The 26338-nt window shown below is 46.6% G+C and carries 27 protein-coding genes and 1 other annotated feature; of the genes, 1 reads left to right on the forward strand and 26 read right to left on the reverse strand.

The window, feature by feature from the left end:
- Positions 1–7 precede the first annotated feature (7 nt).
- The 7 genes from MKZ13_RS21195 to lspA form a co-directional block, all read right to left on the reverse strand.
- Positions 8–328: an EamA family transporter gene (locus MKZ13_RS21195; protein ID WP_339177950.1), complete on the reverse strand. Its 321-nt coding sequence runs from the start codon at positions 326–328 to the stop codon at positions 8–10.
- Positions 315–644, reverse strand: coding sequence for an EamA family transporter (locus tag MKZ13_RS21200; RefSeq protein WP_017687326.1), 330 nt, complete (start codon positions 642–644; stop codon positions 315–317). Before MKZ13_RS21200 ends, MKZ13_RS21195 begins: the two co-directional genes overlap by 14 nt.
- Positions 632–1264: an HAD family hydrolase gene (locus MKZ13_RS21205; RefSeq protein WP_339177952.1), complete on the reverse strand. Its 633-nt coding sequence runs from the start codon at positions 1262–1264 to the stop codon at positions 632–634. Before MKZ13_RS21205 ends, MKZ13_RS21200 begins: the two co-directional genes overlap by 13 nt.
- An 18-nt stretch (positions 1265–1282) precedes the next feature.
- Positions 1283–2173 carry a decaprenyl-phosphate phosphoribosyltransferase gene (locus tag MKZ13_RS21210; protein WP_339185425.1) on the reverse strand — a complete coding sequence of 297 codons (891 nt, stop codon included), beginning with the start codon at positions 2171–2173 and terminating at the stop codon, positions 1283–1285.
- A gap of 203 nt (positions 2174–2376) precedes the next feature.
- Complete coding sequence (locus MKZ13_RS21215) at positions 2377–3630, reverse strand: LL-diaminopimelate aminotransferase (protein ID WP_036674844.1); 1254 nt, start codon at positions 3628–3630, stop codon at positions 2377–2379.
- A gap of 110 nt (positions 3631–3740) precedes the next feature.
- Positions 3741–4712, reverse strand: coding sequence for an RluA family pseudouridine synthase (locus MKZ13_RS21220; RefSeq protein ID WP_221822048.1), 972 nt, complete (start codon positions 4710–4712; stop codon positions 3741–3743).
- Complete coding sequence (gene lspA / locus MKZ13_RS21225; protein ID WP_091028497.1) at positions 4696–5190, reverse strand: signal peptidase II; 495 nt, start codon at positions 5188–5190, stop codon at positions 4696–4698. Before lspA ends, MKZ13_RS21220 begins: the two co-directional genes overlap by 17 nt.
- 222 nt (positions 5191–5412) lie before the next feature.
- Between lspA and MKZ13_RS21230 the strand changes: the two genes are divergently transcribed.
- Positions 5413–6150, forward strand: coding sequence for a TraR/DksA C4-type zinc finger protein (locus tag MKZ13_RS21230; RefSeq protein ID WP_076211518.1), 738 nt, complete (start codon positions 5413–5415; stop codon positions 6148–6150).
- 31 nt (positions 6151–6181) lie between these two features.
- Here MKZ13_RS21230 and MKZ13_RS21235 read toward each other — a convergent pair whose 3' ends face one another.
- The 19 genes from MKZ13_RS21235 to spoVE all read right to left on the reverse strand — a co-directional run bounded on the left by MKZ13_RS21235 (position 6182) and on the right by spoVE (position 26293).
- A complete protein-coding gene (locus MKZ13_RS21235; RefSeq protein ID WP_017687319.1) occupies positions 6182–6541 on the reverse strand; it encodes a DUF5665 domain-containing protein in 360 nt (119 codons plus the stop codon).
- Between the two features lie 165 nt (positions 6542–6706).
- Positions 6707–9805 carry an isoleucine--tRNA ligase gene (ileS, locus tag MKZ13_RS21240; protein WP_339177955.1) on the reverse strand — a complete coding sequence of 1033 codons (3099 nt, stop codon included), beginning with the start codon at positions 9803–9805 and terminating at the stop codon, positions 6707–6709.
- 338 nt (positions 9806–10143) lie between these two features.
- Positions 10144–10435: a binding site (T-box leader), on the reverse strand.
- Positions 10436–10492: 57 nt separating this feature from the next.
- Positions 10493–11002 (reverse strand): DivIVA domain-containing protein, encoded by a 510-nt coding sequence (locus MKZ13_RS21245; protein WP_017687316.1) that lies wholly within the window; start codon positions 11000–11002, stop codon positions 10493–10495.
- Between the two features lie 238 nt (positions 11003–11240).
- On the reverse strand, positions 11241–12023 hold the full coding sequence (locus MKZ13_RS21250) for a YlmH/Sll1252 family protein (RefSeq protein ID WP_091014083.1): 783 nt from the start codon (positions 12021–12023) through the stop codon (positions 11241–11243).
- A 199-nt stretch (positions 12024–12222) separates the two neighbouring features.
- Positions 12223–12471 (reverse strand): YggT family protein, encoded by a 249-nt coding sequence (locus MKZ13_RS21255; RefSeq protein WP_339177960.1) that lies wholly within the window; start codon positions 12469–12471, stop codon positions 12223–12225.
- Positions 12472–12499: 28 nt separating this feature from the next.
- Positions 12500–12967: a cell division protein SepF gene (locus MKZ13_RS21260; protein WP_036614853.1), complete on the reverse strand. Its 468-nt coding sequence runs from the start codon at positions 12965–12967 to the stop codon at positions 12500–12502.
- Positions 12958–13659: a YggS family pyridoxal phosphate-dependent enzyme gene (locus tag MKZ13_RS21265; RefSeq protein ID WP_339177963.1), complete on the reverse strand. Its 702-nt coding sequence runs from the start codon at positions 13657–13659 to the stop codon at positions 12958–12960. The genes MKZ13_RS21260 and MKZ13_RS21265 overlap by 10 nt, the downstream gene beginning before the upstream one ends.
- A gap of 6 nt (positions 13660–13665) precedes the next feature.
- Entirely contained in the window at positions 13666–14565 is a 900-nt protein-coding gene (pgeF, locus tag MKZ13_RS21270) for a peptidoglycan editing factor PgeF (RefSeq protein WP_339177967.1), read from the reverse strand.
- A gap of 51 nt (positions 14566–14616) precedes the next feature.
- On the reverse strand, positions 14617–15009 hold the full coding sequence (locus tag MKZ13_RS21275) for a YlmC/YmxH family sporulation protein (RefSeq protein ID WP_017687310.1): 393 nt from the start codon (positions 15007–15009) through the stop codon (positions 14617–14619).
- 174 nt (positions 15010–15183) lie between these two features.
- Positions 15184–15966, reverse strand: a complete 783-nt coding sequence (gene sigG, locus MKZ13_RS21280) for an RNA polymerase sporulation sigma factor SigG (RefSeq protein ID WP_017687309.1) — start codon at positions 15964–15966, stop codon at positions 15184–15186.
- A gap of 111 nt (positions 15967–16077) precedes the next feature.
- Positions 16078–16800 carry an RNA polymerase sporulation sigma factor SigE gene (sigE, locus tag MKZ13_RS21285; RefSeq protein ID WP_017687308.1) on the reverse strand — a complete coding sequence of 241 codons (723 nt, stop codon included), beginning with the start codon at positions 16798–16800 and terminating at the stop codon, positions 16078–16080.
- Between the two features lie 11 nt (positions 16801–16811).
- Positions 16812–17792 carry a sigma-E processing peptidase SpoIIGA gene (spoIIGA, locus tag MKZ13_RS21290; protein ID WP_091014080.1) on the reverse strand — a complete coding sequence of 327 codons (981 nt, stop codon included), beginning with the start codon at positions 17790–17792 and terminating at the stop codon, positions 16812–16814.
- Between the two features lie 261 nt (positions 17793–18053).
- A complete protein-coding gene (gene ftsZ, locus MKZ13_RS21295) occupies positions 18054–19169 on the reverse strand; it encodes a cell division protein FtsZ (RefSeq protein ID WP_017687306.1) in 1116 nt (371 codons plus the stop codon).
- Positions 19170–19319: 150 nt separating this feature from the next.
- A complete protein-coding gene (ftsA, locus tag MKZ13_RS21300; protein WP_036614863.1) occupies positions 19320–20603 on the reverse strand; it encodes a cell division protein FtsA in 1284 nt (427 codons plus the stop codon).
- Between the two features lie 293 nt (positions 20604–20896).
- Complete coding sequence (locus MKZ13_RS21305; protein ID WP_091014077.1) at positions 20897–21664, reverse strand: FtsQ-type POTRA domain-containing protein; 768 nt, start codon at positions 21662–21664, stop codon at positions 20897–20899.
- Positions 21665–21722: 58 nt separating this feature from the next.
- Positions 21723–23006, reverse strand: a complete 1284-nt coding sequence (murA, locus tag MKZ13_RS21310; RefSeq protein ID WP_221822039.1) for a UDP-N-acetylglucosamine 1-carboxyvinyltransferase — start codon at positions 23004–23006, stop codon at positions 21723–21725.
- Between the two features lie 17 nt (positions 23007–23023).
- Positions 23024–23929: a UDP-N-acetylmuramate dehydrogenase gene (murB, locus tag MKZ13_RS21315; RefSeq protein WP_221822038.1), complete on the reverse strand. Its 906-nt coding sequence runs from the start codon at positions 23927–23929 to the stop codon at positions 23024–23026.
- 149 nt (positions 23930–24078) lie between these two features.
- Complete coding sequence (gene murG, locus MKZ13_RS21320) at positions 24079–25188, reverse strand: undecaprenyldiphospho-muramoylpentapeptide beta-N-acetylglucosaminyltransferase (RefSeq protein ID WP_076211539.1); 1110 nt, start codon at positions 25186–25188, stop codon at positions 24079–24081.
- Between the two features lie 7 nt (positions 25189–25195).
- On the reverse strand, positions 25196–26293 hold the full coding sequence (spoVE, locus tag MKZ13_RS21325) for a stage V sporulation protein E (RefSeq protein ID WP_339177975.1): 1098 nt from the start codon (positions 26291–26293) through the stop codon (positions 25196–25198).
- Between the last annotated feature and the right edge of the window lie 45 nt (positions 26294–26338).

Raw genomic sequence — 26338 nt, forward strand, 5'->3', positions numbered from 1 at the left:
TTAAGTTCTAAAATACCAGTAATAGTAAGCCACCCATAATACATGCCACACCGATCCAGCGTAAAGGGCCCACTGTCTCTTTAAATACCAGTCGCGCTATGATAAGAGTCCACACATATGTTAATGCGTTCGCAGGCAACACTACAGTTAATGGAAGAAACTTCAGCAATACAATATTCAGCAACGCACCCGTTCCGTAGAATCCAAGTCCCATGGATACATGCAGACGATTGCGACTGGAAGCATAAGCTTTCAGTCCGGCCCCGCCCAGTGCACCACACAACGTCATGACAATTAATACGGCAACCATCCAGCTATCGATCAACACTGGTTAATGTCACCCCGATTCCAAGCAACACAACTGCTGCCAGCTTTTGCACCGTAATTTCTTCCCCAAGCAAAAAATACCCATAGATTAAGGCAAATACGTAGCTGGCACACATCAGAGGATAAGCAACAGAGAGTTTTTCCAGAGCAAAAGCTTTGATCATCAAAATCGCTCCAAGTCCATAACACAGAAAACCAACACCCAGGTAGATCCACTCGGTTAGTCCCCATTTCCAGAACAATTGACCCGTTGCTGTCAGAAAAGCGGAAACGAGCATCAACCATTTACCAGTATGACGCGATTTTATTTCCCCCACGTTAATGCCTCCATGTCTGGTACACGCTTGTTAATAAAGTATCGTTGACTTACAAGCTGCATGACTGGAAGGTCGGATAAAGAATCCGAGTAGGAACATGACTGGTCATAATCAATGACCATATTCTTCTCACTCAGATAAGCCTGAATTCGGCGTACTTTCTCTTCCCCTTTGCAATTGCTGCCATCAACTCTGCATGTGTAACCATTCGCATGGCGGACAAGTTCAGTTCCAATTACGTGATCCACCCACGGAAAATTATTAAAGTATTTCATATAGGCATGAGGAGATGCAGTTACCAGCAAGACATGATAACCTGCTTCTTTGCGATGTTGCATCTCTACACTGGCCTCGGCAAAAATGGACGTACGCAAACGAGTATCAAAGAAATGTTCGAGATCTTTTTCAGACATACGCTCAATTTCTTGAAAGTAGGATCGTTTGACTTGTTCAACCGTCATGAAGCCTGCCTTGAATAACACGGTATGTAATGCAATAACAGGTAATCTCCATACCTGCCACGGGTAACGGCGAACTCCGTAATGCACAAATTGAAACATGGAATCACTGCGTATGATCGTTTTATCAATATCAAAAATGGCAACTTTCGTGCTTTTCACCCTGATCCCCCTCAGCTTTTATTCAAAGATTGCAAAGATTGTAATAACACTTATCACATACAACGTAACCGTAATTAATATGGGCTTGTCCTCAAACAGCACACGATCGGGCGAACCTCCCTGGTCCTTCATGTGGATCAGATACAGGTAACGGAACATGCCGTAAATAACCAATGGAATCGTCCACATGAGATGAATGGTTCGATCTGAAGTGAATGTGAACAGGGAATAACTGATAATCGTAGCTGTCGTCACAATCGTATTGAATTGATCCAGTAACGTAATGGAGTAGTTATCCAAAACCTTACGATGTGATCCCGTATTTCCCTCAAGCAACGTAAGTTCATTTCTGCGTTTGCCAATAGCCAAAAACAACGACAACAGCATTGTACAGATCAAAAACCACGGCGTAAATGGCACATGGATCAGCACACCACCTGCAATGGCACGAAGTACAAAACCGGCTGCAATGGTCATCATATCCAGGATAACGAGATGTTTCAGCACAAATGAATATGATACATTCAACAGGAAATAGACGATACATAACACCCCGAATAGAGGGTTCATCATGAAGGCCGTTCCTACGGAAAGGATTAATAGAAGAATGCCAAACAACAAAGCATGACTCGGATTCACCTGCCCAGAAGCCATGGGACGATACTTTTTCACCGGATGCTGTCGATCCCTGTCCCGGTCTACAAAGTCATTTAAAATATACACACAGCCTGCAACGAGGCTAAATAGAATAAAACCAAGCAACGTCGCAAGAATGGTTTCAGTCCGAATCTCCTCAAAAGAGAATAGTAACGCAGCAAATAACAGCAGATTTTTGGTCCACTGTTTGGGTCTTAACAATCTGAATAATCCTGACACTGTACTACCTGTTCCTGTTGCCGGTGAGGACACCGTACTTGTTCGTGATGATAACAATTGAAATAACTCCCTTCAAAAACAACTTCTGTATATAACAAATAACGTAAAGATCTAATCATATGTTGCTTGTATAATTTTGTAAAGGGAGTAAATGAAAAAAATCTAATATGGGCATAAAAAAAGAGACCGTATCCGGTCTCTTCGTTAGTACATGATTTAACTATTGGGTACTGCGATTAAAATTCAAATTGTACGTCGCTCAGACGACGTTTGATCTCAGCAATAACACGTTTCTCTTCCTCTTCACCCTTCGCTTCAAAGGTTACGGAGAAACGAACAAAGTTACCCGCATCATCCCAAGGTACGGATGAGATCAGTTTCTCACGGATCAGGAATTGGGAGAAATCTTCGCCGGATTCGAAGCGACGTCCACCAACCACACCTTTTGGTGCTTCAACATACAGGAAGAATGAACCTTTAGGTTTTTCAGCCTGGAAGCCCAGTTCGTTCAGTGCGGCAACGAGCATGTCGTGACGACGGGAATATTTCTCTGCAATTTTTTCCGTGATCTCAGGGTGATTCAATCCATAAGCAGCAGCCTTTTGAATCGCGATGAACTGACCGGAGTCATTGTTGTCCTTCACGTCGCTGAATGCTTTGACTACAAGCGGGTTACCCGCTACAAATCCGATTCTCCAACCTGTCATGTTGTAGGACTTGGACAGAGAGTGCAGCTCTACGCCGACATCCTTCGCACCAGGTACCGAGAGGAAGCTGAACGGTTTTTTGCCATCATACGTCAATGCTGCATATGGAGCATCATGTACAACAACTACGTTGTATTTCTTCGCCCACTCCACGACTTCAGTGAAGAACTCCACTGTTGCACTTGCACCTGTTGGGTTGTTCGGATAGTTCAGGTAGAGCAACTTCGCACGTTTTGCGATGTCTTCCGGAATAGCCGTCAGATCAGGCAAGAAGTTGTTCTCTTTCGTCAATTGAATGTTGAACACTTCTCCACCCAGATACTTCGTATGTGTACCCATAACCGGGTAACCTGGAACGGTCATGATCGTCACATCACCCGGATTGATGAAGCATGAAGGCATCATCGCCAAAGCCGGTTTTGAACCAATGGAGTGCACGATCTCAGTATCTGCATCGATACCTTCTACGTTGAATACGTTTTTCAGGTAGGAAGCAGCAGCAGCTTTGAATTCAGGAATACCATTGTCAGCATAACCACGGTTCTCAGGTCTGGAAGCTTCTTCTGCAAGTGCAGCTACAATGCCTGCATCAGCCATTTCGTCCGGTTCACCTACACCAAGGTCAATCAGTTCCACATCGGGAAAATCTTTTTTGGCCGAAGCTTTGGCACGTTTGATTTTCTCGAATTTATAAATGTTCGTGTCTTTACCATAGTTGGAGCCACCGATACGGTCGGCAAAATTAGTCTGAATGTAAGTTTCTTGGTATTTATCGATACTCATAACGTTGTTCATCTCCTCATTTGACGCAAATTTCTACACTTTAATATGAAGCATTTGCGTGATCAAAGCCATGGACAAAGTATCCGAACATTTGTACTTTCTTGGAGCTGTTAACGACTGCGTAGCGAGGCGAGCACGTCTTCCATATCTTGCGGAATCGGAGCTGAAAATTCAAGGTATTCTCCCGTTGTTGGATGCACAAATCCAAGAATGGCCGCATGAAGAGCCTGTCCTTGCATTTTGATGCCTTTATTCCGTCCATAAGTTGGATCTCCTACAAGTGGGTGACCAATAAATTTCATGTGAACCCGAATCTGGTGAGTACGTCCTGTCTCCAGTTTCAATTCCAGCAAGGTGTAATCATTAATCCGCTCTGTAACGGTAAAATGCGTAACGGCATGTTTACTGTTACGTTCTGTGACCGTATACATTTTGCGGTCATTGGTATCGCGTCCAATCGGTGCATCAATGGTCCCTTGATCATGGTTAAGATGACCATGAACAAGCGCAATATACCGTCTATTCACCGTATGTTCCTTCAACTGAGCAGCCAGTGATGCATGCGCACGATCGTTCTTGGCAGCCATAATCAGGCCAGATGTATCCTTATCGATACGATGCACAATACCAGGACGCAACTCCCCATTAATACCCGAGAGGTCTTTGCAATGATACATGAGTGCATTAACGAGGGTACCCGACGTGTGTCCTGGTGCCGGATGCACCACAAGACCACGCTGTTTGTTGATCACGATCAGGTCGCTATCTTCATATACCACTTCCAGCGGAATATCTTCGGCAATGATCTCCACAGCAGCTGGTTCTGGAATCTGTAACTCAACCAGATCCCCTTCGGATAACTTGGCATTGGCTTTGACTACAGCACCATTTACCGTAACCATTCCGTCTCCGATCCACAATTGAACTTGGGAGCGAGATACGTTATCCACGGCTTCCGTAATATATTTGTCAATTCGTTCTTTTTTATGTTCAGCGGCAACGGTCCATTCCATACGTTCATTGCCATTCATTAGTTCTTCGTCGTTAATCTGTTCCTTATTCGGATTACTCATGATGTTCATTCCCTTCAATCTTCGCGGCTGCTTTTTCGCGCCGTCCTTCAAGCAACGTCTCCACAATGATCAACGCTACACCGATGCAGATTGCCGAATCGGCGATGTTAAAAATGGGAAACGTATAACTTCCAAAATTAAGCTGTACAAAATCTACAACTTCTCCGGTCAATGCCCGGTCAAGGAAGTTGCCAATTGCTCCACCAAGCACCAGACTAAGCGCCACAGGCAGCAATTTGTGCGGGGTATCTTTTACCTTTTGCAAATACCAAATCAAGGCAACGACCACAATCAACGTAACCACGATAAAGAACCAACGCTGGTCTTGCAGAATGCCAAATGCTGCCCCTGAATTACGATGTGATGTGATGACAAAGAAATTGCCGATGACCGGAATTTCTTCTCTGAGTTCCATCCGGGTTGCAATCAGATACTTGGTTCCCTGATCCAATAAAAATACGATAAAAGCGAGGATATAATACACCACGTTTGTTTGTCACTCCGTTCTTGTCTTTTCCAAACGATACCAGGCTTACGCCAGACTTGTTTATTGTAGCACAGCTGTTTGGAAATCGTCCACGACGCGCTGTATCAGCAATGCTTATGGCAAAAACGATAACATTTCCCTTCTGTAATCTTGCCCTTAATGGCACATCCTACAATAGAGTCAAAATCCGGATTCCAGCATGAAAGCAGAAAGGGGAAAATCATGTCACATTTTACTAACGAACAACTGCAATTTTTACGTTCCCAACTGATGTCCGATAAGCGCGATATTGAACATAGACTTTCGGAAAACGAGCATTATGGCCTTGGAGATTCCCTTAAACTACAGACAGGTGAATTATCACCAATTGATAACCATCCTGGTGACATAGCCACGGAGGTGTATGAACGCGAGAAAGATATTTCCCTGCTGGAACATGATGAATTCCAATTGGAACGTATCGATTCTGCACTGCACTCCATCGAAGAAGGACATTACGGTACATGTGCGGTCTGCCAGCAACCCATCCCTTATGAACGCATGGAAGCTGTTCCCTACACCAAATACTGCAAAAAACATCAACCGGAAACCGTTGTCTCTGAGAACCGTCCTGTAGAGGAAGAATTCCTTGCCCCGGCATTTGGTCGAACCAGTCTGGACGAACGTGATGACCAAAATGGCTTCGATGGCGAGGATGCCTGGCAGATCGTTGAGAGCTGGGGCACATCGAACTCACCAGCCATGGCTGAAGGGCGTGATATCGACAGCTATGATGTTATGGCGATTGAAGCCACCGATGAAGTGGAAGGCTGCGTTGAAGCGTACGAAAGCTTTGTTGCAACAGACATCTATGGTCATGACGTCTCCATCGTGCGCAATCGGCAATATCGCCAGTACCTGGAGAACCGTGAGGGCGAGGGTCTGTTAGAACCGGATATGGAGACGGATGACATGTACTAAATGCACTTTGATATCCTTCACCTTTAATCGCTTAATAGGTGTTCATATCAAGCTGACGCTGGACAATGCGCACAATATCAGCGATGTAGTCTCCAACAATGGGAAGATTGAGCGCCCCAAGTAGCTGTAAAACGTAAATGATCGTTGCTGCGAAAAAGGTAAACCCAATCGCGATCCCCACACCTCGGGCGGCTCCTGACAACAGGTTAAGTCCAATCAATTTCCATGGTCTGTTCAGCAATTCTGTGTATTGCGCTATTCGTGAACGTTCCAGTTCATTCGCCAGACGGTTCGTCAGGGTATGTAACTCTTCAATTTTGTCATGGGAATTCAGATTATCTGATGTTGATTGTTGTGAAGTGGATGCGGTTTGCTTGTCATGTTCGCTCATGTTTTGGTCAGTTCCTTTGATCAATATAGATTGACTGCACTATAGAATCATTGCCTTTTTGCCTAAAAAACAAACGAGCCCAGATACAGGGAATATGTCCCTGCCTCTGCGGCTCGTTTGTTTATGCTCTATATTCTGTCTTAATTGGATGGGACATGCTCCGAATTACGCTTCGATGTAAATACCGATCGATTTGCTTCCGGCTTCAACACGTTCCATGGACTCATTCGAGCCAAATGTAACTTCGGTTACGAGAACATTTTCACGCAACACATCATCAAACGCCTGAATAGCTTCCTGAAGGGATGCATCCACATCCAGCGTCAAACGTACTCTTTTCTCAATCGGCAGGTCCAGTCGTTTCCGGGTATCCTGCACAGCACGAACCACTTCACGGACCCAGCCTTCCTGTTCCAATGCTGGCGTGATTTCGGTATTGAGCGCAACCGTCAGACCGTAACCTGATGCTGATGCAAAACCTGATTTGGCCTGTTTATCAACCAATAATTCTTCGTTCGTCACTTGCAGCTCTTCGCCTTCCGGTGAAACGATGTTCAGCATACCCTCCGAAACCACTTTACGTGTCTCATCGGCCGACATTCCCTTGAAGAAGTTTTGCAGGAATCCTACGTTTTTACCGTATTTCTTACCTGCAACTTTCAGGTTCAGCTTCAATGTAAAGTCAACGAATTCCGCATCATTATGCTCCGTACGGATTCCTTTTACATTGATCTCTTCCTTGATGATTTCTTCATAACTTGCCAGGTCAAACCCTTTATCAAGAGAAACGATCAATTCGGACAGCGGTTGACGTGTCTTGATACCTGTTTCGTTACGAACGTTACGGGCAAGTTCAACCACGCGGCGAGCCGTCTCCATATCCTGTTCCAGTCCTGCATCAATCAGCGCTTCATTGGCTACAGGATAGTCTTCCATGTGTACACTCTCACCTGTTGCAAGGTTCAGATAGATGTCTTCTGCCAGCATCGGTGTAAACGGAGCAACCAACTTCGCAGTAGTCACCAGTACCTCAGTCAATGTACGGTAAGCGTCCAGTTTATCCTCTGTCAGACCACTTCCCCAGAACCGGTCACGGGAACGACGGATATACCAGTTACTCAACTCATCAACAAATGCTTCAATCGCTTTGGAAGAGTTCAGATAGTCGTTAACCAACAGCGCTTTTTCTACAACCAGGATCAGGCTGTTCAGTCTCGACAGAATCCAGCGATCCAGCTTGTGTGCAGACAGTTGGAACGGGTGCTCCTGTGGATCAAATCCATCAATGGTAGCATAAAGCGTCAGGAATGCATGGGTGTTGACCAGCGTATCCACCATTTTGGATTTTGCTTCGCCTACGATACCTTTGGAGAAACGTTTGCTGTTCCACGGTGCACTGTCAGACAACAAAGCCCAGCGGAATGCATCTGTACCGTATTCTTCAATCACTTCCCAAGGATCGATAACGTTACCTTTGGATTTGGACATCTTCTGTCCGTTCTCATCAAGAACGTGTCCTGTAGCCATAACCGCTTTGTAAGGCGCTTTGCCTGTCAAAAGGGTGGAAACCGCCAGCAAGCTGTAGAACCAGCCACGTGTCTGGTCAATCCCTTCACAGATCATATCAGCAGGATACTGCTGTTCGAATACTTCTTTATTTTCAAATGGATAGTGCTGCTGGGCAAACGGCATGGAGCCGCTGTCGAACCAGACATCGATCACTTCCGGTGTACGTTTCATTTCATATTTGCCACAAGAGCTCATGACTTTAACGTCATCCACATATGGTTTATGCAATTCAAGATTCTCAGGCACATCACCTACTGCACGAGCACGCAATTCTGCAATGCTGTGTGGAGCAAATTGTTCGCCAGTCTCCTCACATACCCAGATATTCAGCGGAGTTCCCCAATAGCGATCACGGCTGATGTTCCAATCCACCAGATCCTCGAGGAATTTCCCGAAGCGACCTTCACGAACGTGACCCGGGTACCAATCCACTTCACTGTTGTTGGCAATCAATTGGTCCTTGATGGCTGTTGTTTGGATAAACCAGCTGTCCATTGCATAGTACAGAAGCGGTGTATCACAACGCCAGCAGAACGGATAGCTATGCTCATATTTTTCTTTGCTGAACAAACGTCCATGCTCAGACAGATATCGCACGATATCAATATCACAATCCTTCACGAAACGTCCGGCAAAGTCAGTCACTTCAGCGACAAATTTACCTTCCAAGTCCACCATGTTCACAAAGCTGATGCCATTCTCACGGCATACACGGTAGTCATCTTCACCATGGGCAGGAGCCATGTGTACGATACCCGTACCACTTGCATCCGTTACAAAGCCTGCACCCAGAATGATGTTGGCTTTCTCAGCCTGAATGTAGTTGAACGGAGGATCATACGTTTTGCCAACCAGGTCGGCACCTTTCAGTGCACCGATGATCTCATACTCACCCTTGGTATCTTTCATCACTTTTTCAACCAGATTGGTTGCCATGATGTACACTTCATCACCTTGACGAACACGGGAGTAGTCCATATCCGGATTCACGGCAAGTGCAACGTGTGAAGGCAGTGTCCAAGGTGTTGTCGTCCAAGCCAGTACAAATTCTCCGCTGTCATTCAGTTTGAATTTCGCTGTAGCACTCAGATCTTTAACGTCTTTGTACCCTTGTGCAACTTCATGGGAACTTAGTGTTGTCTGACAAGAAGGACAATACGGGCTCACACGGTGACCACGATACAACAGGCCTTTCTCATGAATTGTCGCCAGGATGTTCCATACACTCTCGATGTAGTTGTTATCAAGGGTGATATACGGGTTATCCATATCCGTCCAGTATCCGATACCTTCTGTCAGATCACGCCATTGTTGCTCGTACTCGAATACGCTCGCTTTACATTCGTTAATGAATTTTTCCACGCCGTAATCTTCGATTTCCCACTTGTGGGAGATACCCAGCTTCTTCTGTACACCCAGCTCTACAGGCAGACCATGTGTATCCCAGCCTGCTTTACGAACAACACGGTAACCCTTCATCGTGTTATACCGTCCAACAAAATCCTTGATTACGCGTCCCAGTACGTGACCGATATGCGGTTTACCGTTTGCTGTAGGCGGCCCTTCATAAAATACGAAGTTTGGCTTGCCCTCCCGGTTTTCGATGGATCTTTTGAATGTGTTCTCCGTTTTCCATTTATCTAACACGCGTAATTCTCTGGCACGTGCCTTCTCTTTGACGTCAACTCGTTGCATGATGATTATCTTCCCTTTCTTTGGTTGGATTGTGGACCGTCCACAAAAAGCGTTTCAATCCCCCTAAATCCCCCTTGCCAAGGGGGACCCCATAGGCGCTCCGCCCTCTGGACACCCGAGATGGTTGTCGGTGTGGAATCGGTGGCGCTTATGGGCGAGGGGGGATGTGCGTAGTGGCGGCCATTTTGCGGCTGTTCCCTGCGTGAACGCCGCATGGCCTTACCGCGAGACGGGTGTTGCCGGGCGCTTCGCTCCCCCGGCGGGCGGCTCTCTCCTTGAGGTCCTTCGGGCCTCATAGACGTTCGCCCTTTTTTGAACACAAAAAAGCCCCATCCCTGGAAAGGGACGAGACTATACTCGCGTTACCACCCTAATTCTGTTCATCACAAACCACATCCAGGCAAGCCTGGGTATGCTCTGTCATCAACAGCGCTTATGCCCCGCTAAACTACTGCAGGGTGCCGTTATAACGTACGGCTTACGGTTCGGCTTACACACGGCAATCATAATCACCGCTTCAGCGTCACTTCTCCGGGAGATATTCGGCTATAACTCATCCATTGGTTTGCACCAACCACCAACTCTCTGAGGGATGAGATCATAACGTACTGAACCCGTCATGGAATCACTATTCATTATGAATATAGTTATAGCCTCTTTGCAGACAAAAGTCAACCAGGCGACAGACTAATAAATTTCTTTCATCTCCCGCTCACGGTCACGCACTTCCTGCTCCCGGCTCTCCAGCACTTCCCAACCATCCTGAGTCAACAGTTCAAGCTGCGCTTCAACAAGCGTGCGGAAACGGGCTCGATAAATCGATGCCTGCTTTTTAAGTTCTTCCACTTCCAAAGCAATTTTACGCGATTTGCCCAGCGATTCGTTCACGATCCGGTCTGCATTTTTCTCTGCTTCCTTCACGATCAACTGCGCTTCTTTCTTCGCATTACCCTTCACATCATCAGCAGCTTCCTGCGCAATGATGATCGTTTTGCTAAGTGTCTCTTCAATTGTAGAAAAATGATCCAGTTTCTCCTGAACGGACAGCAACTGATTGCTCAGCTCTTTGTTCTCGCGAATGACGCCTTCGTAATCTTTGATGACTTGATCCAGGAATTCATTGACTTCATCCTCGTCATACCCGCGCAAACGTCGGGAAAATTCCTTGTTGTGTATGTCCAGCGGCGTTAATGGCATGCTGTCCACCTCCTGTAAAAGTTCCTTCCCGTTTAGAGAAGGTTGCAGCATATGGGTACCACCCAAGGGGCCGTATCGTTGATGCCTAACCTTGGCAACGTATACGGAATGCAGGATCCAATTGCATCCTCCAACGTTCATGTAAAGCTTTGACTTAATGTATATCGGATACACCGCGTATTTTCTACACCTTTATGATAACCATTTCGACAAGAAAGCGGATTTTCCTGCAACAGACTCAGGCAAATTTGCCGATTTTCACTCGGCAGCGCCCTTTTTTAGTCATCCCATCCTGTTCCATAACCTTGAAACGGCCAAATCCCTGAATGGATACGACATCACCCGCTTTTAGCGATTTGGAGGGATCTTCCTCAACCTTCCAGTTCACACGGCAGCGACCAGCTTTGATCGGCACCAGCACTTTACTGCGACTAAGCCGATACACATCTGCGCAGATTCCATCCAAACGAAGAGAAGCGACCGTAATGTCCATCGTCTCCAGTTTACTCTCTGACCATCGCATCTGATCCAAAGGAAGTAACTCTGTGAACACATGTAACCGATGCACCTGATTCAGTTGAAGCGATAAAAAAGCGCCGGTTTCCGCCGCCACCACTGTATGGCAACCGTCCTCCAGCACTTGGATATCCCCGATCTTTCCACGTTTCATCCCAAGCCCGAGCAGGGAACCCATATAGTCCCCATGCTCCAGCTCCGAGATTTTCTGATCATCAGACGTGATACTGAGCACCTGCATTCCCATATCCTCATCATCCAGATACATATAATCAGGTGCAACCAGCGCACGCTTGCGTTCAGCAGCTTCGTAACCACCATCCAGACGAATCTGAACGTCGTTACGGCGATTGGCAAGAGTCTGTAATATAAAAACCTGTCTTGGATCAAGGAAGTCAGTTAGCTTCATGTCATGATACTTACCTGCCCGCTCAACCCAATCCGAAGCTTTATCTACAAAATCCCGCTCATCATGGCTAAAATGTTCGTAAATTTCACCGCTCATCTATGTCACCCTACCCTAATAGTCCGTGTTCAAAAAGACCGGTTTTCAGTACCGAGAAGATGGGATAAAGCTAGAAATGGAGTAGCGGAGCGTAGAAAAAACTACGTGAGCAACGGACATTTCGGCTGAATTCCATATTCGATGCTGACGATGCCACTAGGCATCCTTCGTAATCAAAAGCGGACTTTTTGAACAACCTCTAATATGCAAAATACCGAAGTATGGAGATCAACCCATTAAGCGCGAGTTGCAGAACAATCAGCGCCACAATCGGGGAAATATCCAGCACACCGAACAAAGGCGGTATAAATCGGCGAAACGGACTTAGATATGGTTCCACTAATTTGCCCAGCCATTCACCAATAAAGCTTTCCCGTGCGTTGGGAAGCCATGACATCAATATGTAGACGATGACCATGTAAAAGTAAATTTGATATGCAAAACCCAAAATATTAACTAACGACTCCAAAAACGGCTCACCTCATTCTGTTATAATCTTGCTCGCTGTCAGCCAGTATTTCCGTAATTGATCCCTGAATTTCAACCGTATCTGGCGTACAGAGAAAAATGTTTCCGCCGATTTTCGAAATACCGCCACCCAGTGCATATACCGTGCCACTCAAAAAATCAATAACGCGCAGCGCTTGGTCCTGGCGAATACGTTGCAAGTTCACCACAACGGTACGATGCGAACGCAGATGGTCGGCAATTTCCTGAGCCTCGTCATAAGAACGCGGTTCATACAGGACAACTTTAACATTTTTCTGGGAATGAATGCTCACCACATTATTCCCCCTTTGGTTTCTACGTTTATCGAGACTGGAGGTTTCAGCTTCCTGATGTTCAGCCTCATTTTCCTCCTGCGCAGCCATTCGTTCACGTTCCACAATCTCTTCCTCTTCCTGAAGTCCGAGGAAATTCATAAATTTATTCATTACGCCCATCGTGAACCCTCCTCTTTTCCTACGAGAATCGATCCTAGCCGTACCCAGGTTGCACCTTCTTCAATGGCCACTTCAAAATCATTGGACATCCCCATCGACAGATCAGTCAATTGCTCTGCTGTCAGGGCTTGTCCATTCAATTGATCCCTCAGCTCACGCAATCCACGAAATACGGGACGCGTCAGCTCCGGATCTTCCTCATGAGGTGCCATGGTCATCAGGCCGACGACCTTGAGATTGTTGAACGAACGAATATCACGCAAAAAAGAACTTGCCTGTTCAGGCTGTAATCCATACTTGCTCTCTTCACCCGAAATATTCACCTGCAAAAACGTTTCCACTTGGATGCCAAGTGAAGCTGCTTTTTTATCCAACTCCTTCGCCAATGACAAACGATCCAGTGAATGGATGTAACGAAACTTGCCAATCACGTCTTTCACCTTGTTTGTCTGCAAATGACCGATAAAATGCCAGGTACCCTGCTGACCAAAAGCTTCCCATTTGGCCTGTGCATCCTGCCACCGGTTTTCTCCAATATGCTCAAGACCATGATCCAGCACCGATCCCGTTGTTTCAAGTGAGACATATTTCGTGACCGCAATCACATTCACATCATCACGATGACGGTTACTGCGCCGACATGCATCCTCGATCTTCTGATTTACCTGTTGTATACGCTCCTCCAATGACACAGAGGGTCACCTCTCTTCCAGCCCAATCCAGCTCGCCATCCGTCCTGTAACACCATTTTCCTTCCGATAGGAGAAAAATAGTTCGGGATGACAACTTGTACACCATGTTGTACATTCGATATGATCCGGCATTATTCCTGCTTTCATCATAATGTGTCGATTACATTCTTTCAAGTTTAACATCGTTTTACCGTTATTCACGGCTCGATATGCTTGTTTAGAAGCAGAATCCTTGTATTCATCATTAACCGGGGAATCATCAAACCAAACCCGTACATGCTGCATGACCGCCTCATCCACTTCATAACAGCAATCCCCAATCGACGGACCGATTGCAGCTCGAATGTCCTGCCTACGGCTGCCATACTCCCGTTCCATCGTCTCTACCATGGATACAGCAATACCCGCGACTGTACCTTTCCAGCCGGCATGAGCAAGACCTACCGCCTGCTGCACAGGGTCATAGAAATAAAGCGGAACACAGTCTGCGTAGAAAGAAGTCAACAGCACACCAGGCACATTCGTGACCAATCCATCCGTATCCTGCAACGCAGATTGACGATCAAGTAATCCTCTGCTCCGATCTTCAACGGTAATTACAGCTACATGTTTGCCATGCACCTGCTCTCCACAGGTCCATGCTTCTGCTGCAAAACCAAGCTTCTCGGTTACAAGCCTGCGGTTGTTAAGTACAACTTCAGGGTCATCCCCCACATGATAAGCACAATTGAGCGTGGCATACGGAACTTTTCCAACTCCACCATGTCTCGTCGTAAACCCGACTGACAGCTGTTCAAATTGCTGTGTCCAAGGCTCAACATATAATAATAACGGATCAGGACCGAAATCTGAATTTGGGTTCTTGGTCCGTTCAAGTAATTCTTTATCTAATACAAAGGGTTCCATTATCTCACCTCACCACTTCCAGTGTACCAAATGAGCCACATTCTGTCTCATTTATATCGTTCGACGCTGATTACGTTCAGACCGTTCAATGCGTTCCACTCGCTCTGTGCGGTTATGTTGCTGTTCATCATACAGGCGCGCTTCACGATCACGCTCATCATACGTATTTTCCTTCACCTCATCCATCTTCACCAAAATCACATCTGAACCAATTTTTACGATATTTCTCCAAGGAATCACCAGATCTGTCCCCCCGCCAAAAAGACCCATAAAACGGCTGTACCCTGGCACAACAATCGCTTCAATTCGTCCCTGCTTCAGATCCAACTCCAAATCACTGATCTGACCGAGGCGTTTACCATCCGTAATGTTAATGACATCCTTTGTCTGAAAGTCCGAGATTTTCATGCCTCGTGCCGCTACTTCGCTCGTATTCACTTTCATTCATTTCCGCCCCCTGTTATTCCTCTTCTGCCCGTTCTTCACGCTTCTATACAATATATGTTTCAGGGGCGAAAAATGTCCTGTTTTTCACCGAAAGTGGCAACGTTCCAATACAAAAAGACGACCAACGGTATACACTGCCCCGATTGATCGTCCTTCTGCCCTTGCATCGTGTTACGACTTTACATGTTTTTGCATCTGCTGTATCGCTGATTTCTCCAGACGTGATACCTGAGCCTGGGAAATGCCAATTTCATCAGCCACTTCCATCTGGGTTTTCCCTTCGAAAAACCGCATCGACAGAATCATTTTTTCCCGCTGACCAAGACGATGCATCGCTTCACGGAGTGCAATTTCCTCGATCCATGACACATCCTTGTTTCTGTCATCGCTGATCTGATCCATAACATAGATCGGATCTCCACCATCATGATAAATCGGTTCGAAGAGCGAGACCGGGTCCTGAATGGCGTCCAATGCAAAAACAACATCTTCCTTCGGCACATTCAGTACTTCCGCAATTTCAAATATCGTCGGTTCCCGGGAATTTTTATTCGTCAGGCTGTCACGGACCTGAAGTGCTTTGTAAGCAATGTCCCTCAAGGAGCGAGATACCCGAATTGGGTTATTATCACGCAGGTATCGACGGATTTCACCGATAATCATCGGCACCGCGTAGGTTGAAAATTTGACATTCTGGGATAAATCAAAATTATCAATGGCTTTCATCAGGCCGATGCAACCAACCTGGAACAGATCATCGACAAACTCCCCCCGATTGTTAAAACGCTGAATGACACTGAGTACCAGACGCAGGTTGCCATTCACTAATTTCTCTCTTGCTGAGCGATCATGGTGTTGCTGAAGGGAATGAAACAATTCCCGCATTTCAGTGTTGGTGAGGACAGGCAATTTTGCGGTGTCCACGCCACAAATCTCGACTTTGTTTCGGGTCATCGTGATTTACCTCCCAAGGAGAAACATTAATGTACATTATCTCCGGGGCAGGCTTTTTTATTCGTACTTGGCACCCTTGCCAGTAATACCCATTCTGACCAAAGATGTATTTCAGACCATTTTATTGAACTCCTTGCGGAGTCTTTTAATGATTCTTTTTTCGAGTCGAGAGATGTAGGATTGGGAGATTCCGAGGAGATCCGCTACATCTTTTTGTGTCTTTTCTTCCCCATCCGTCAGGCCAAAACGAAGCTCCATAATCATTCGCTCGCGCTCCGTTAATTTTTCCAGTGCCTTGTGCAAAAGTTTCCGGTCTACCTGCTCTTCAATATTCCGATAGATTGTATCGTTTTCTGTGCCCAATACATCGGATAATAATAGTTCATTTCCATCCCAATCAATGTTGAGCGGTTCATCAAAAGAAACTTCAGTTCGGATCTTACTATTACGTCTCAGGTACATCAAAATTTCATTTTCGATACAACGTGATGCATAGGTTGCCAGTTTGATTTTCTTTTCCGGGTCAAATGTATTAACTGCCTTGATCAATCCGATGGCTCCAATGGAGACCAAATCTTCAATATTGATTCCTGTGTTTTCAAACTTTCGTGCAATGTACACCACCAGACGCAGATTGCGCTCAATAAGCATTGCGCGAATGGCCGAGTCTCCCGAGGACAATTTTTGCAGTAAAAATTCTTCTTCTTCCCTTGTCAAAGGCGGCGGAAGTGCCTCACTTCCCCCAATATAATAGATCTCTTCGCTTTTGAGTCCCAATAAAAATAACAGACGGTAATATTGCAGCTGCGCCACCAGTTTCCATTTCACAAGCATGTACGTTCCTCCTATACCACATTCAGCGGCTTTTCTGTTGCTCCCGCAGAGAGAGCCGTAGACTGCGCAGAAGCAGCGTCTTGCACAAGTTCAGGATGAATCACGGCCTGGTATTTCCCATCCGACGACAAAACACCTCCATCCAGCCCAATGAGTACCCTTGTCGTCTCATAACATGTTTCCTCCATCGTCACCTTCACCCGGTCCGGCTTCATTGCCAGCATAAACGCAGTCCCTTTGTTAATGCCCCGATAAGGCACTAGCCGCAGTCGATCCTGCCACTGAAAACTTTCCTGATCAAGCTCCAGAATAAGGTTGTCCGGCGCCTCGTCCTTGAGTCTACCCTTCCATGAAGCAGGTAACATGTCTTGCCATAACGAAACTTCCATCACCATGACCGGCATGCGCGATAAGGGATCAGTAAGTTGATTGCCCGTATCCAGAAGGCCTGTACAAGAAATGACTACCTCATCGATGCAGACCTCAACTTTACCCAAATAGGTCGTCATACGATCCGTTTTCCGTTTTGAGCTCTGCACAGCTTTGAATAAAAACAGAACAGCAAAAAATACGATAAACGTGAACCAGAAAGCAATTTTCAGATCAAATGACATACCGCCAGAAGCCGTAAACCAGATGCCGTTAAACAACTCACCGGAGCTCTGAAGCATGTAATGCACACCCAGAATACCTCCGGCAGCGACAAAATTAATCACATAGAAGGTACCGAGCGTCCTCGCAAAAGCCTGCAGACCTTTAAAACCAAAAGCAATCGTAAGCATGACCAGCGAGAACCCGAACTTGATCAAAAAGGTGAACATAAAATCAAACTCCGGTACAAACATCATGACCACGTATAATGCGCCCACAATGGCTGACAGCAACCACCGCCACCAAACCAGCTTTGTCTTGCGCATCCAGGCGGTCATTCCGATGAGTGCACCGTCAATACACAGGTTTGTCAAAAAAATTAGATCCACATAAACAACCAAAGTCTTCACCTGCCTGCGCGCAACATATCGAAATACCGGTACCCGATATCCTGATATTCATGAGCATATTCACAAGTATACGGAGCCCCCTGTTCAAAGTCTGTCTAATCATGGGGGTGTGGTTCCAACTTTTTTTGTCGGAATTGCTCAGGCCCTTTGTTCAGAATTTGTTCATTGCTGTATGCTATGATATCTGAATAAACAGAAAAAAACCGGTCGCTCCATAAGGAGTACCGGGTTTCCAATAAATTGATTTGCGTATTAATCGTTGTTATTATTGCGTGAACGATTGCGTAAAAATGTCGGAATGTCCAGCTGATCATTGCTCGGCTGATTTCCGAAAGGACGCAGGTTCGGCGAACGTGTATCCGTCGTCTCCGCTGTTGCTGGAGCTGGTTTACGTCCTGGTGGTGGTGGAGCAGGTTTATCTTCAAAACCGGTTGCAATAACCGTAACCTTAATCTCCTCTTTCAGGTCTTCGTCAATGATGGCACCAAAGATCATGTTCACTTCCGGGTCGGAAGCAGAAGTTACGATCTCTGCCGCTTCGTTCACTTCATACAGGGACAGATTAACGCCACCCGTAATATTCATGATTACGCCGCGAGCACCTTCAATAGAAGTTTCCAGCAAAGGACTCATAATGGCTTTGCGTGCTGCTTCTGCGGCACGATTCTCACCAGTTGATTCACCAATCCCCATAAGGGCTGAACCACGTTCGTGCATAATCGTTTTGACGTCAGCAAAGTCAAGGTTGATCAGACCCGGTACAGCGATCAAATCAGAGATACCTTGTACAGCTTGACGAAGTACGTTATCCGCTTGACGGAACGCTTCAAGCATAGGAGTCTTTTTGTCTACGATTTCGAGCAAACGATCATTAGGAATCACGATCAGTGTGTCGACTTTTTCCTTGAGCGCTTCAATACCTTGCTCTGCATGGCTGGAACGCTTGCGTCCTTCAAATGTAAATGGACGAGTTACGACACCAACGGTAAGTGCACCACACTCTTTAGCGATTTCGGCAATAACCGGAGCCGCACCTGTACCTGTACCACCGCCCATACCGGCTGTAACAAATACCATGTCTGCACCTTTCAACGTGTTCATGATCAGATCGCGGGACTCTTCCGCTGCTTTTTTACCTACATCCGGGTTGGCGCCAGCACCAAGACCACGAGTCAATTTATCACCGATTTGCAATTTATGCTCGGATTTCGCCAGGTGTAACGCCTGAGCATCCGTATTCACCGTAATAAATTCAACACCTTGTACACCATTTTCAATCATACGGTTGACTGCATTGCTTCCGCCGCCGCCTACACCGATGACTTTAATTTGAGCCAAGCTCTCCATCTCGAAATCAAATTCCAACATATTATTCCATCTCCCCCTCAATGTGCATGGATGGCCCGTCCAATTTTTGATTTGAACCGAATCAATTTCATATATCGACGAACGAAAGCGTTTATTTTAGTACCGGCGCATTCAGACGGCTTCAAGAATGTATGAAATGGATCCAACCTGTTATATAAATTCGCTGAACATATTCTTCAGCCGCTCGAACAGACCGGGTTTTTGCTCCGATTCCTGTGCCGTATTTGGCTTCGGACGGTTGGTCGGTTTCTTGTTGTTATTATTGTTGTTGTTGTTTCCACCGCCGTTATTGATCGAGGGACGAATGCGCAAACTGCGAATTACACTGTGCAATATGCCGACTCCGCTTGTAAACCCAGGGTCACGCACACCAATATAATCCGGAACTGCAACTCGTACCGAAGCAGCAAGCTCATGCTGAGCGACCTGCAGAACCCCCGGCATAGAGACCGTACCTCCCGTTAGTATATAACCTCCAGGAAGCTCGTTGTAACCAAGACGTTTCACTTCTTGGGATATCATCTGGAATATTTCTTGAACCCTAGGTTCAATAATTGCTGCCAGATCCTCCTGTGAAAACTCCTTGTCTACATTACTGCCAATTCGGGTGACTTTGAACATCACATCCGCAGCAGCATCATCCAACCAGGCGCAGCCATATTTCAGTTTCACCTTCTCCGCCTGATCCGTTAACGTGCGTAAGCCATAGGCGATATCATTTGTTACGAATTCCCCACCTATAGGCAACGTTGATGTTGCAACAAGACTGTCTTCTTCAAAAATGGCGATGGTTGTCGCACCTGCTCCAATATCAACAAGCACTGAACCCATCGTTTTTTCATCTTTGGACAAAGCCAGTTGACCCGCTCCAAGCGACATGAGAACCAGATCGCTTACTTTCAGACCCGCTTTTTCCACGCAGCGCAAAAGATTATGTATCGCGGTTTTTGCACCCGTTATGATCGTTGCTTCAACTTCCAGACGAACACCAATCATACCACGGGGATCCTGTATGCCCTCCAAGCCATCTACAACATATTGCTTGGCGACAACATCAATAATTTCCCGTTCCGGAGGAACTGCAATGACTTCGGCTGCTTTCAACACCCGTTCCATGTCTTCTTCTCCGATTTCACGATCCTCGTTAGACACAGCCACGACGCCGTGACTGCTCATCAGTCCGATATGATTTCCCGAGATTCCAACATACACTTCGGATATTTGAATACCTACCATACGTTCTGCATGATCCACTGCGTTGCGAATCGACTGCACCGTCTGATCGATATCTACGATTACACCTTTGCGAATTCCCTCCGAGTCGGCAGATCCAACTCCTATAATATTAAAGGTTCCATTATTCATTTCCCCAATAATAGCGCGAATTTTGGATGTACCGATGTCCAAACTAACAATGATGTCATTGTTGCTCAAGTCTGTGGCACCTCCTGACTCCAATAGTAAATTACGTTCGAATTTAAACACTCTTAAAACATATTCAACACACTTCAGGCTTTCCCTCTTTTTTCTACAATGTTTTTGGGTGTCAAAATCTGGTTGCCAGACATAAAACCTTGAAGAAAAAAGAAGGAGGCAACTCAGGTGCCATAAGTTCAAGTGTATCATTTTTTCTTCATCTCAGAAAGAACAAGTTTCATTGCTCTGACGGGGCCAAACCCCGACCTGCCTAGGCTTTCATATTCAGTCCAGCCTCATAATGGCAAAGATCAGGGGGTTGCTCCTGGTTCAGCATCATCTTCGGGATCATCCGGGATGAAAGGGACATAGGTATCTGCCTCAAGCATGGTGATTTTCCCAGGCCGTTCGGTCTCAATCACCTGATTCAGATACTCCACTTTATCCGATAAAAGAGAGACGGTTGTAATCACTTCAAACTGCGATTTGGTATACATCCGAATCTGATCCGGAAATGAAGGCGTTGGGTTCGGAATAATTTCCGAAATATCCGTCGTCAATTCATTTGGAATTTTAGCCAGTGTCTGGCTCAGTTTGGCTTTGAGTGGATCATCAGCCTTCCATTGGGTCAATATGGGCTTCTCCACAGCAACGCCAATTGTTGCCGGAACCGTCAAGCTTGTCCCACTGGCTAATATCGCTTTTAACGTACCGTCAGAACCAAGCTCATAAGCAACCGTGGCATATTCCTGAACCTTGATATGAATAATACCCGGAAATTGCTTGTCCACGGTAACGGTGGAAATCGCCTTGATGGTCTTGAGACGCTCAATAACCTCGGCAGTACTTGTCCCAAAAAATTGTTCGCCTTCTTTCAGCCCGCTTTTCTCCAGCAGTTCTGAAGTTGCTGTATATACATTACCCGTAATTTCAATTGCCGAAATCCGACTCATGGAAGAACGAAAGAATAGTACAGCGAGCAAAACAATAAATAATAATAAGAGAATAATTACAATTTTGCGGCTTGTGTTTCCTTTTGGCCGATTCTTCTTCAGAACCGGAATTTGACTTTTAGGCATAAGTAGCGCTCCACAAAGCCTCAGGTCCCCTCCCTTCAAGAAGGGGACTCCAAGGACGTTAATTGGCAAAATCCAACTGTTTCGAAACGGGCGACTGACGCTCAACCGATGCTCCAAGACTTTGGAATAACTTCTCGATCTGATCGTAGCCCCGGTCAATATGATGCACTTGCTCCACAACCGTTTTGCCTTGAGCAGCCAGACCAGCAATGACCAGAGCTGCACCTGCACGAAGATCGGTTGCTTCTACTGTAGCCCCGTACAGACGGGGAACACCACGGATAAATGCTGCGTTCAGATCGACTGAAATATCAGCCCCCATCACATTCAGTTCATCCACATGTTTGAACCGGCCCTCGAATACCGTTTCCTTCATCACACTGAATCCGTCTGCCAGACTGAGCAGCACCATGATTTGCGATTGCAAATCTGTCGGAAACGAAGGATACGGAGAAGTCACAATACGGTCTACTGATTTGGGACGGCTCATACAGCTCACCGTCATTATATCATTGCAGACTGTGATTTGAACACCAGTGCGCTTCAATACATGTATAAGTGAAGTAAGATGAGCAGGATTGCAGTGTGTAAGCGTAACATTGCCTCGTGTTGCTGCTGCTGCAATCATTACGGTTCCGGCAACGATTCGATCCGGTATAATCTCATAGGAACAAGGCTTCAGTTCCTCAACGCCATTGATCGTAATTGTATCCGTTCCTGCACCAATAATGCTTGCACCCATAGCATTCAAAAAGTGTTGCAGGTCCTGGATTTCAGGTTCTCTTGCCGCGTTGCAAATGGTTGTCGTGCCTTTAGCCAGAACGGCTGCCATCATGATATTCTCGGTTGCTCCCACACTCGGGAAATCCAGATGAATATCTGTACCCACCAGATTGTGCCCATGACAGATAATCTGTTGGTCCTGCTCTTCAATCAAGGCTCCGAGCGCTTCCAGGCCCCGGAGGTGAAGATCAATTTTGCGTTCTCCAATGGCACAACCACCTGGCTGATACACTGACACTTGCCCAAACTTAGCCAGCAATGGTCCCATCAAAAAAATGGAAGAGCGCATCTGCTTCATTAGATCTTCTGGCACATCATATGACCGGATAGACGAGGTATTAATCGTCACTGTTCCCTGTTCATGCCGACACGTGCATCCAAGCCGTTCCAGGATATACAGCATCACTTCAATGTCCAGCAAGTGTGGAACGTTATGCAGTGTAACTTCTCCATCTGCCAACAAACTTGCGGCCATAATCGGTAAAGCGGCATTTTTTGCTCCATGGATGCGTATGGATCCTGAGAGGGGTTTCCCGCCTTCAATCACCAATTTGTCCAATGTATCACCTCCGGGGTTTACCGCTCACCCACTACGAAGACTTCCGGTACCAGGTTAATACCGTTTTGAGATGATATAGTGCTCTGTATCTGCTGCATTAGGGTGATAACGTCCTCTGCTGTTGCTTGGCCTGTATTAACAATGAAATTGGCATGCATGGTGGATACCTGTGCGCCTCCCTGGGTCATTCCTTTCAGCCCTGCTGCTTCAATCAGGCGGGCTGCATGATCACCCGGTGGATTTCGGAATACACTACCTGCACATGCCATCTGCAGTGGCTGTGTGCGGCGCCGGCGATCTTTGTAAGCCGCCATCGTTTCCGAAATGACGTTGCGCTCTCCATGCTGGAGTTCAAATGTTGCTTCCAGCACAATGCCTCTCCGATCATGCAGAACAGAGTGGCGATAGGCAAAATCCATGTCCTCCTTGCTGTAACGTACCAATTCCCCTGTCTCCAGTACAATCTCAGCGAATTTGAATATCCGTGACACATCCGATCCATGCGCGCCTGCATTCATGTACACAGCTCCACCAACAGTGCCGGGGATACCGCTGCCGAATTCCAGACCGGTCCATTCCTTTTTGGCAGCAACCACACTGAGTTTAACAAAAGAATGCGCCGCTCCGGCGGTTACACCGCCTTCGTGAAATTCGGCATAATCAAAGCCCTCGCCTGGTTTCACCACAATACCGCGTATTCCTTTGTCTGACACCAGCATGTTTGAGCCCCGTCCAAGTTGCATCCACGGAATCTGATACGTGTGAAGCAATTGAACGAGATTCATCATCTGCTCTTTATTCTCGGGAATGACCAGTGCATCCGCAGGACCGCCGATCTTCCATGTGGTGTATTTGGCTAGCGATTCGTTTTCAAGAACTCTGCCAACATTATTCTGGGATAGTAACGATATCCACTGATGCATGTTTGCTTCCTCCTTTGCTTCAAAACCGATGAACACGGTATATTCTGTTGTTACAGACCGTGCTCTGGCGCCATGGAACGATGGTCACGATTTATACGGTATCTTATGTCAGCCCCGTCTTGTGTGTGACAATCGCCCACAAACACACTTTATCGGCGTGCAGCAAGACGCTGAATTTCATGAACAAGCACTTCAGCTGCATCGGGTTTCCCCAGTTTCCGGGAGGCTTCAGCCATTCGTTTGCGTCCCGATTCATCATTCATAATCTTGGCAATGGCTTCATACAGGACTTTGCCTGTAAGCTCCTTCTCCAGCATCGTGAGTGATGCGCCTCCACCTTCAAGCGTGCGTGCATTGGCTTCCTGATGATTATTAGTCACGTTAGGTGACGGAATCAGGATCGAAGGAATTCCCAGGGATGTAATCTCCGCAAGGAATGATGCACCTGCGCGGTTTACAATCAAGGATGTGCAGGCAAGCACCTCAGGCATATTATGCACGTAAGGCAGGACATGCAGGTGGTTTGGCATCGTACCCAATGAGCTGCGAATGGCTTCACGCGTTTCATCAAAATAGGTATCCCCTGTCACGTAAACGACATGTACATCGTCCAGTTGATCCAGCATTGGAGCCATGTCCACCATAGCCTGATTGATTGCTTTTGCCCCGCGACTGCCACCAACCACAAGAACAACACGGCTGTTCATCGGTACACCTAACGTGGCAAAACCACGATCACGGCTAGCCTGGGCTACCGTAGTCGCTCGCGGATTACCGGTGTAGATCACCTTTTTTGCGCCGGAAAACGATTTTTCAGAACCTTCAAAGCTAACGGCAACCGTGTCCACATAACGCATCAAAAATTTGTTCGTCAGACCAGGAATGGCGTTCTGTTCATGAATTATACTCGGAATTCCCAGTTTTGTTGCTGCGTATACCACAGGTCCACATACATATCCACCTGTACCAATCACAACATCCGGTTTGAATTCCTTCAGCATTTTTTTGGACTTGCGTACACCTTGAATGAAACGCATGACCGTTTTCAGGTTGTCGATGGACAATTTCCGCCGAAATCCCGTAATATCAATGGATTTAAAAGGAATATTTTCTTGGGGAACCAGCTTGCTTTCAAGCCCTCTGGTTCCTCCGATGTATAGAAATGTCGAGTCCGGGTTCTCCGCCTCGCATTGTCTTGCTATGGCAACGGCCGGATAGATATGTCCACCCGTACCGCCACCGCTAAGAACGACTCGCATCGCATAGTCACCTCGCATAACGGGATAAATTCACTAAAATGCCCAGTGCTGTGAGCATGAGGGTCAAAGATGATCCACCGTAACTGATCAGAGGCAATGTAATCCCCGTAACAGGCATCATGCCAATGACAACACCAATGTTAATAATGACCTGTACGGCGACCATACCTACGATACCAACACCAAGCAGACTGCCGAAGGCATCCGGAACGGTCATGGCTACACGCATTCCTCTCCACACCAGCACCAGAAACAAAAATAATACAATCATTCCACCTATAAAGCCGAGTTCTTCGGCCAAAATACTAAAAATAAAGTCCGTTTGCGGTTCTGGTACATAACTGTACTTCTGCCGGCTCATACCCAGTCCCAATCCCGCCAGTCCACCAGGACCAATCGCGTATAAGGATTGAATGATCTGATATCCGGCACCCAGTGGATCGGACCACGGGTCCAAAAACGCTGTGATACGCTGCAACCGATAGGGTGCTGCTGCAATCAAAGCTGCAAACCCCGCTACGCCACCAAGAGCAAGCAAGCTCAGATGTTTCATTCGCGCTCCGGCTGTGAAAATAATAAGCATCGATGCGCCCATCATCACGGTGCCAGTCCCCAAATCAGGTTGCAGCATAATAATCCCAAAAGCCAACCCGATCAATCCCAGCGGTGGCAGAAGCCCCGATGTGAAGGTTTTGATTTTACCCGGTTCCTTGCTCAGCCAGTGAGCGAGAAACAGAATCATGCCCAGCTTCATGAATTCTGAAGGCTGAATACCGAACGAACCAATGCCCAGCCAACTTCGTGCGCCACCGCGAACCACACCAATTCCAGGAATGAGCACCGCAATGAGCATAATAAAACAGGCAATCAGTATAGGCTTGGCATATTTCCTCCACACCCGGTAGTCTACATTAGCAGTTACGAACATGGCCACAAGCCCAAGCACCGCAAACAGGGCCTGTCTTTTTACAAAATAAAATGAATCGCCATAGTCATGAAAGGCAAGCACCGAGCCCGCACTATATACCATAATAATGCCGATGGCAAGCAATGCCAAAATACAAATCAGCAACCAAATATCTGGTGCCGGTCGCGTCTGTTTCATCAGGAGGCCACCCCTTGCATGGAAGTAGGGGCTTTTCCACCCCCC

Source organism: Paenibacillus sp. FSL R5-0701, from assembly GCF_037973995.1.
Taxonomy (GTDB): domain Bacteria; phylum Bacillota; class Bacilli; order Paenibacillales; family Paenibacillaceae; genus Paenibacillus.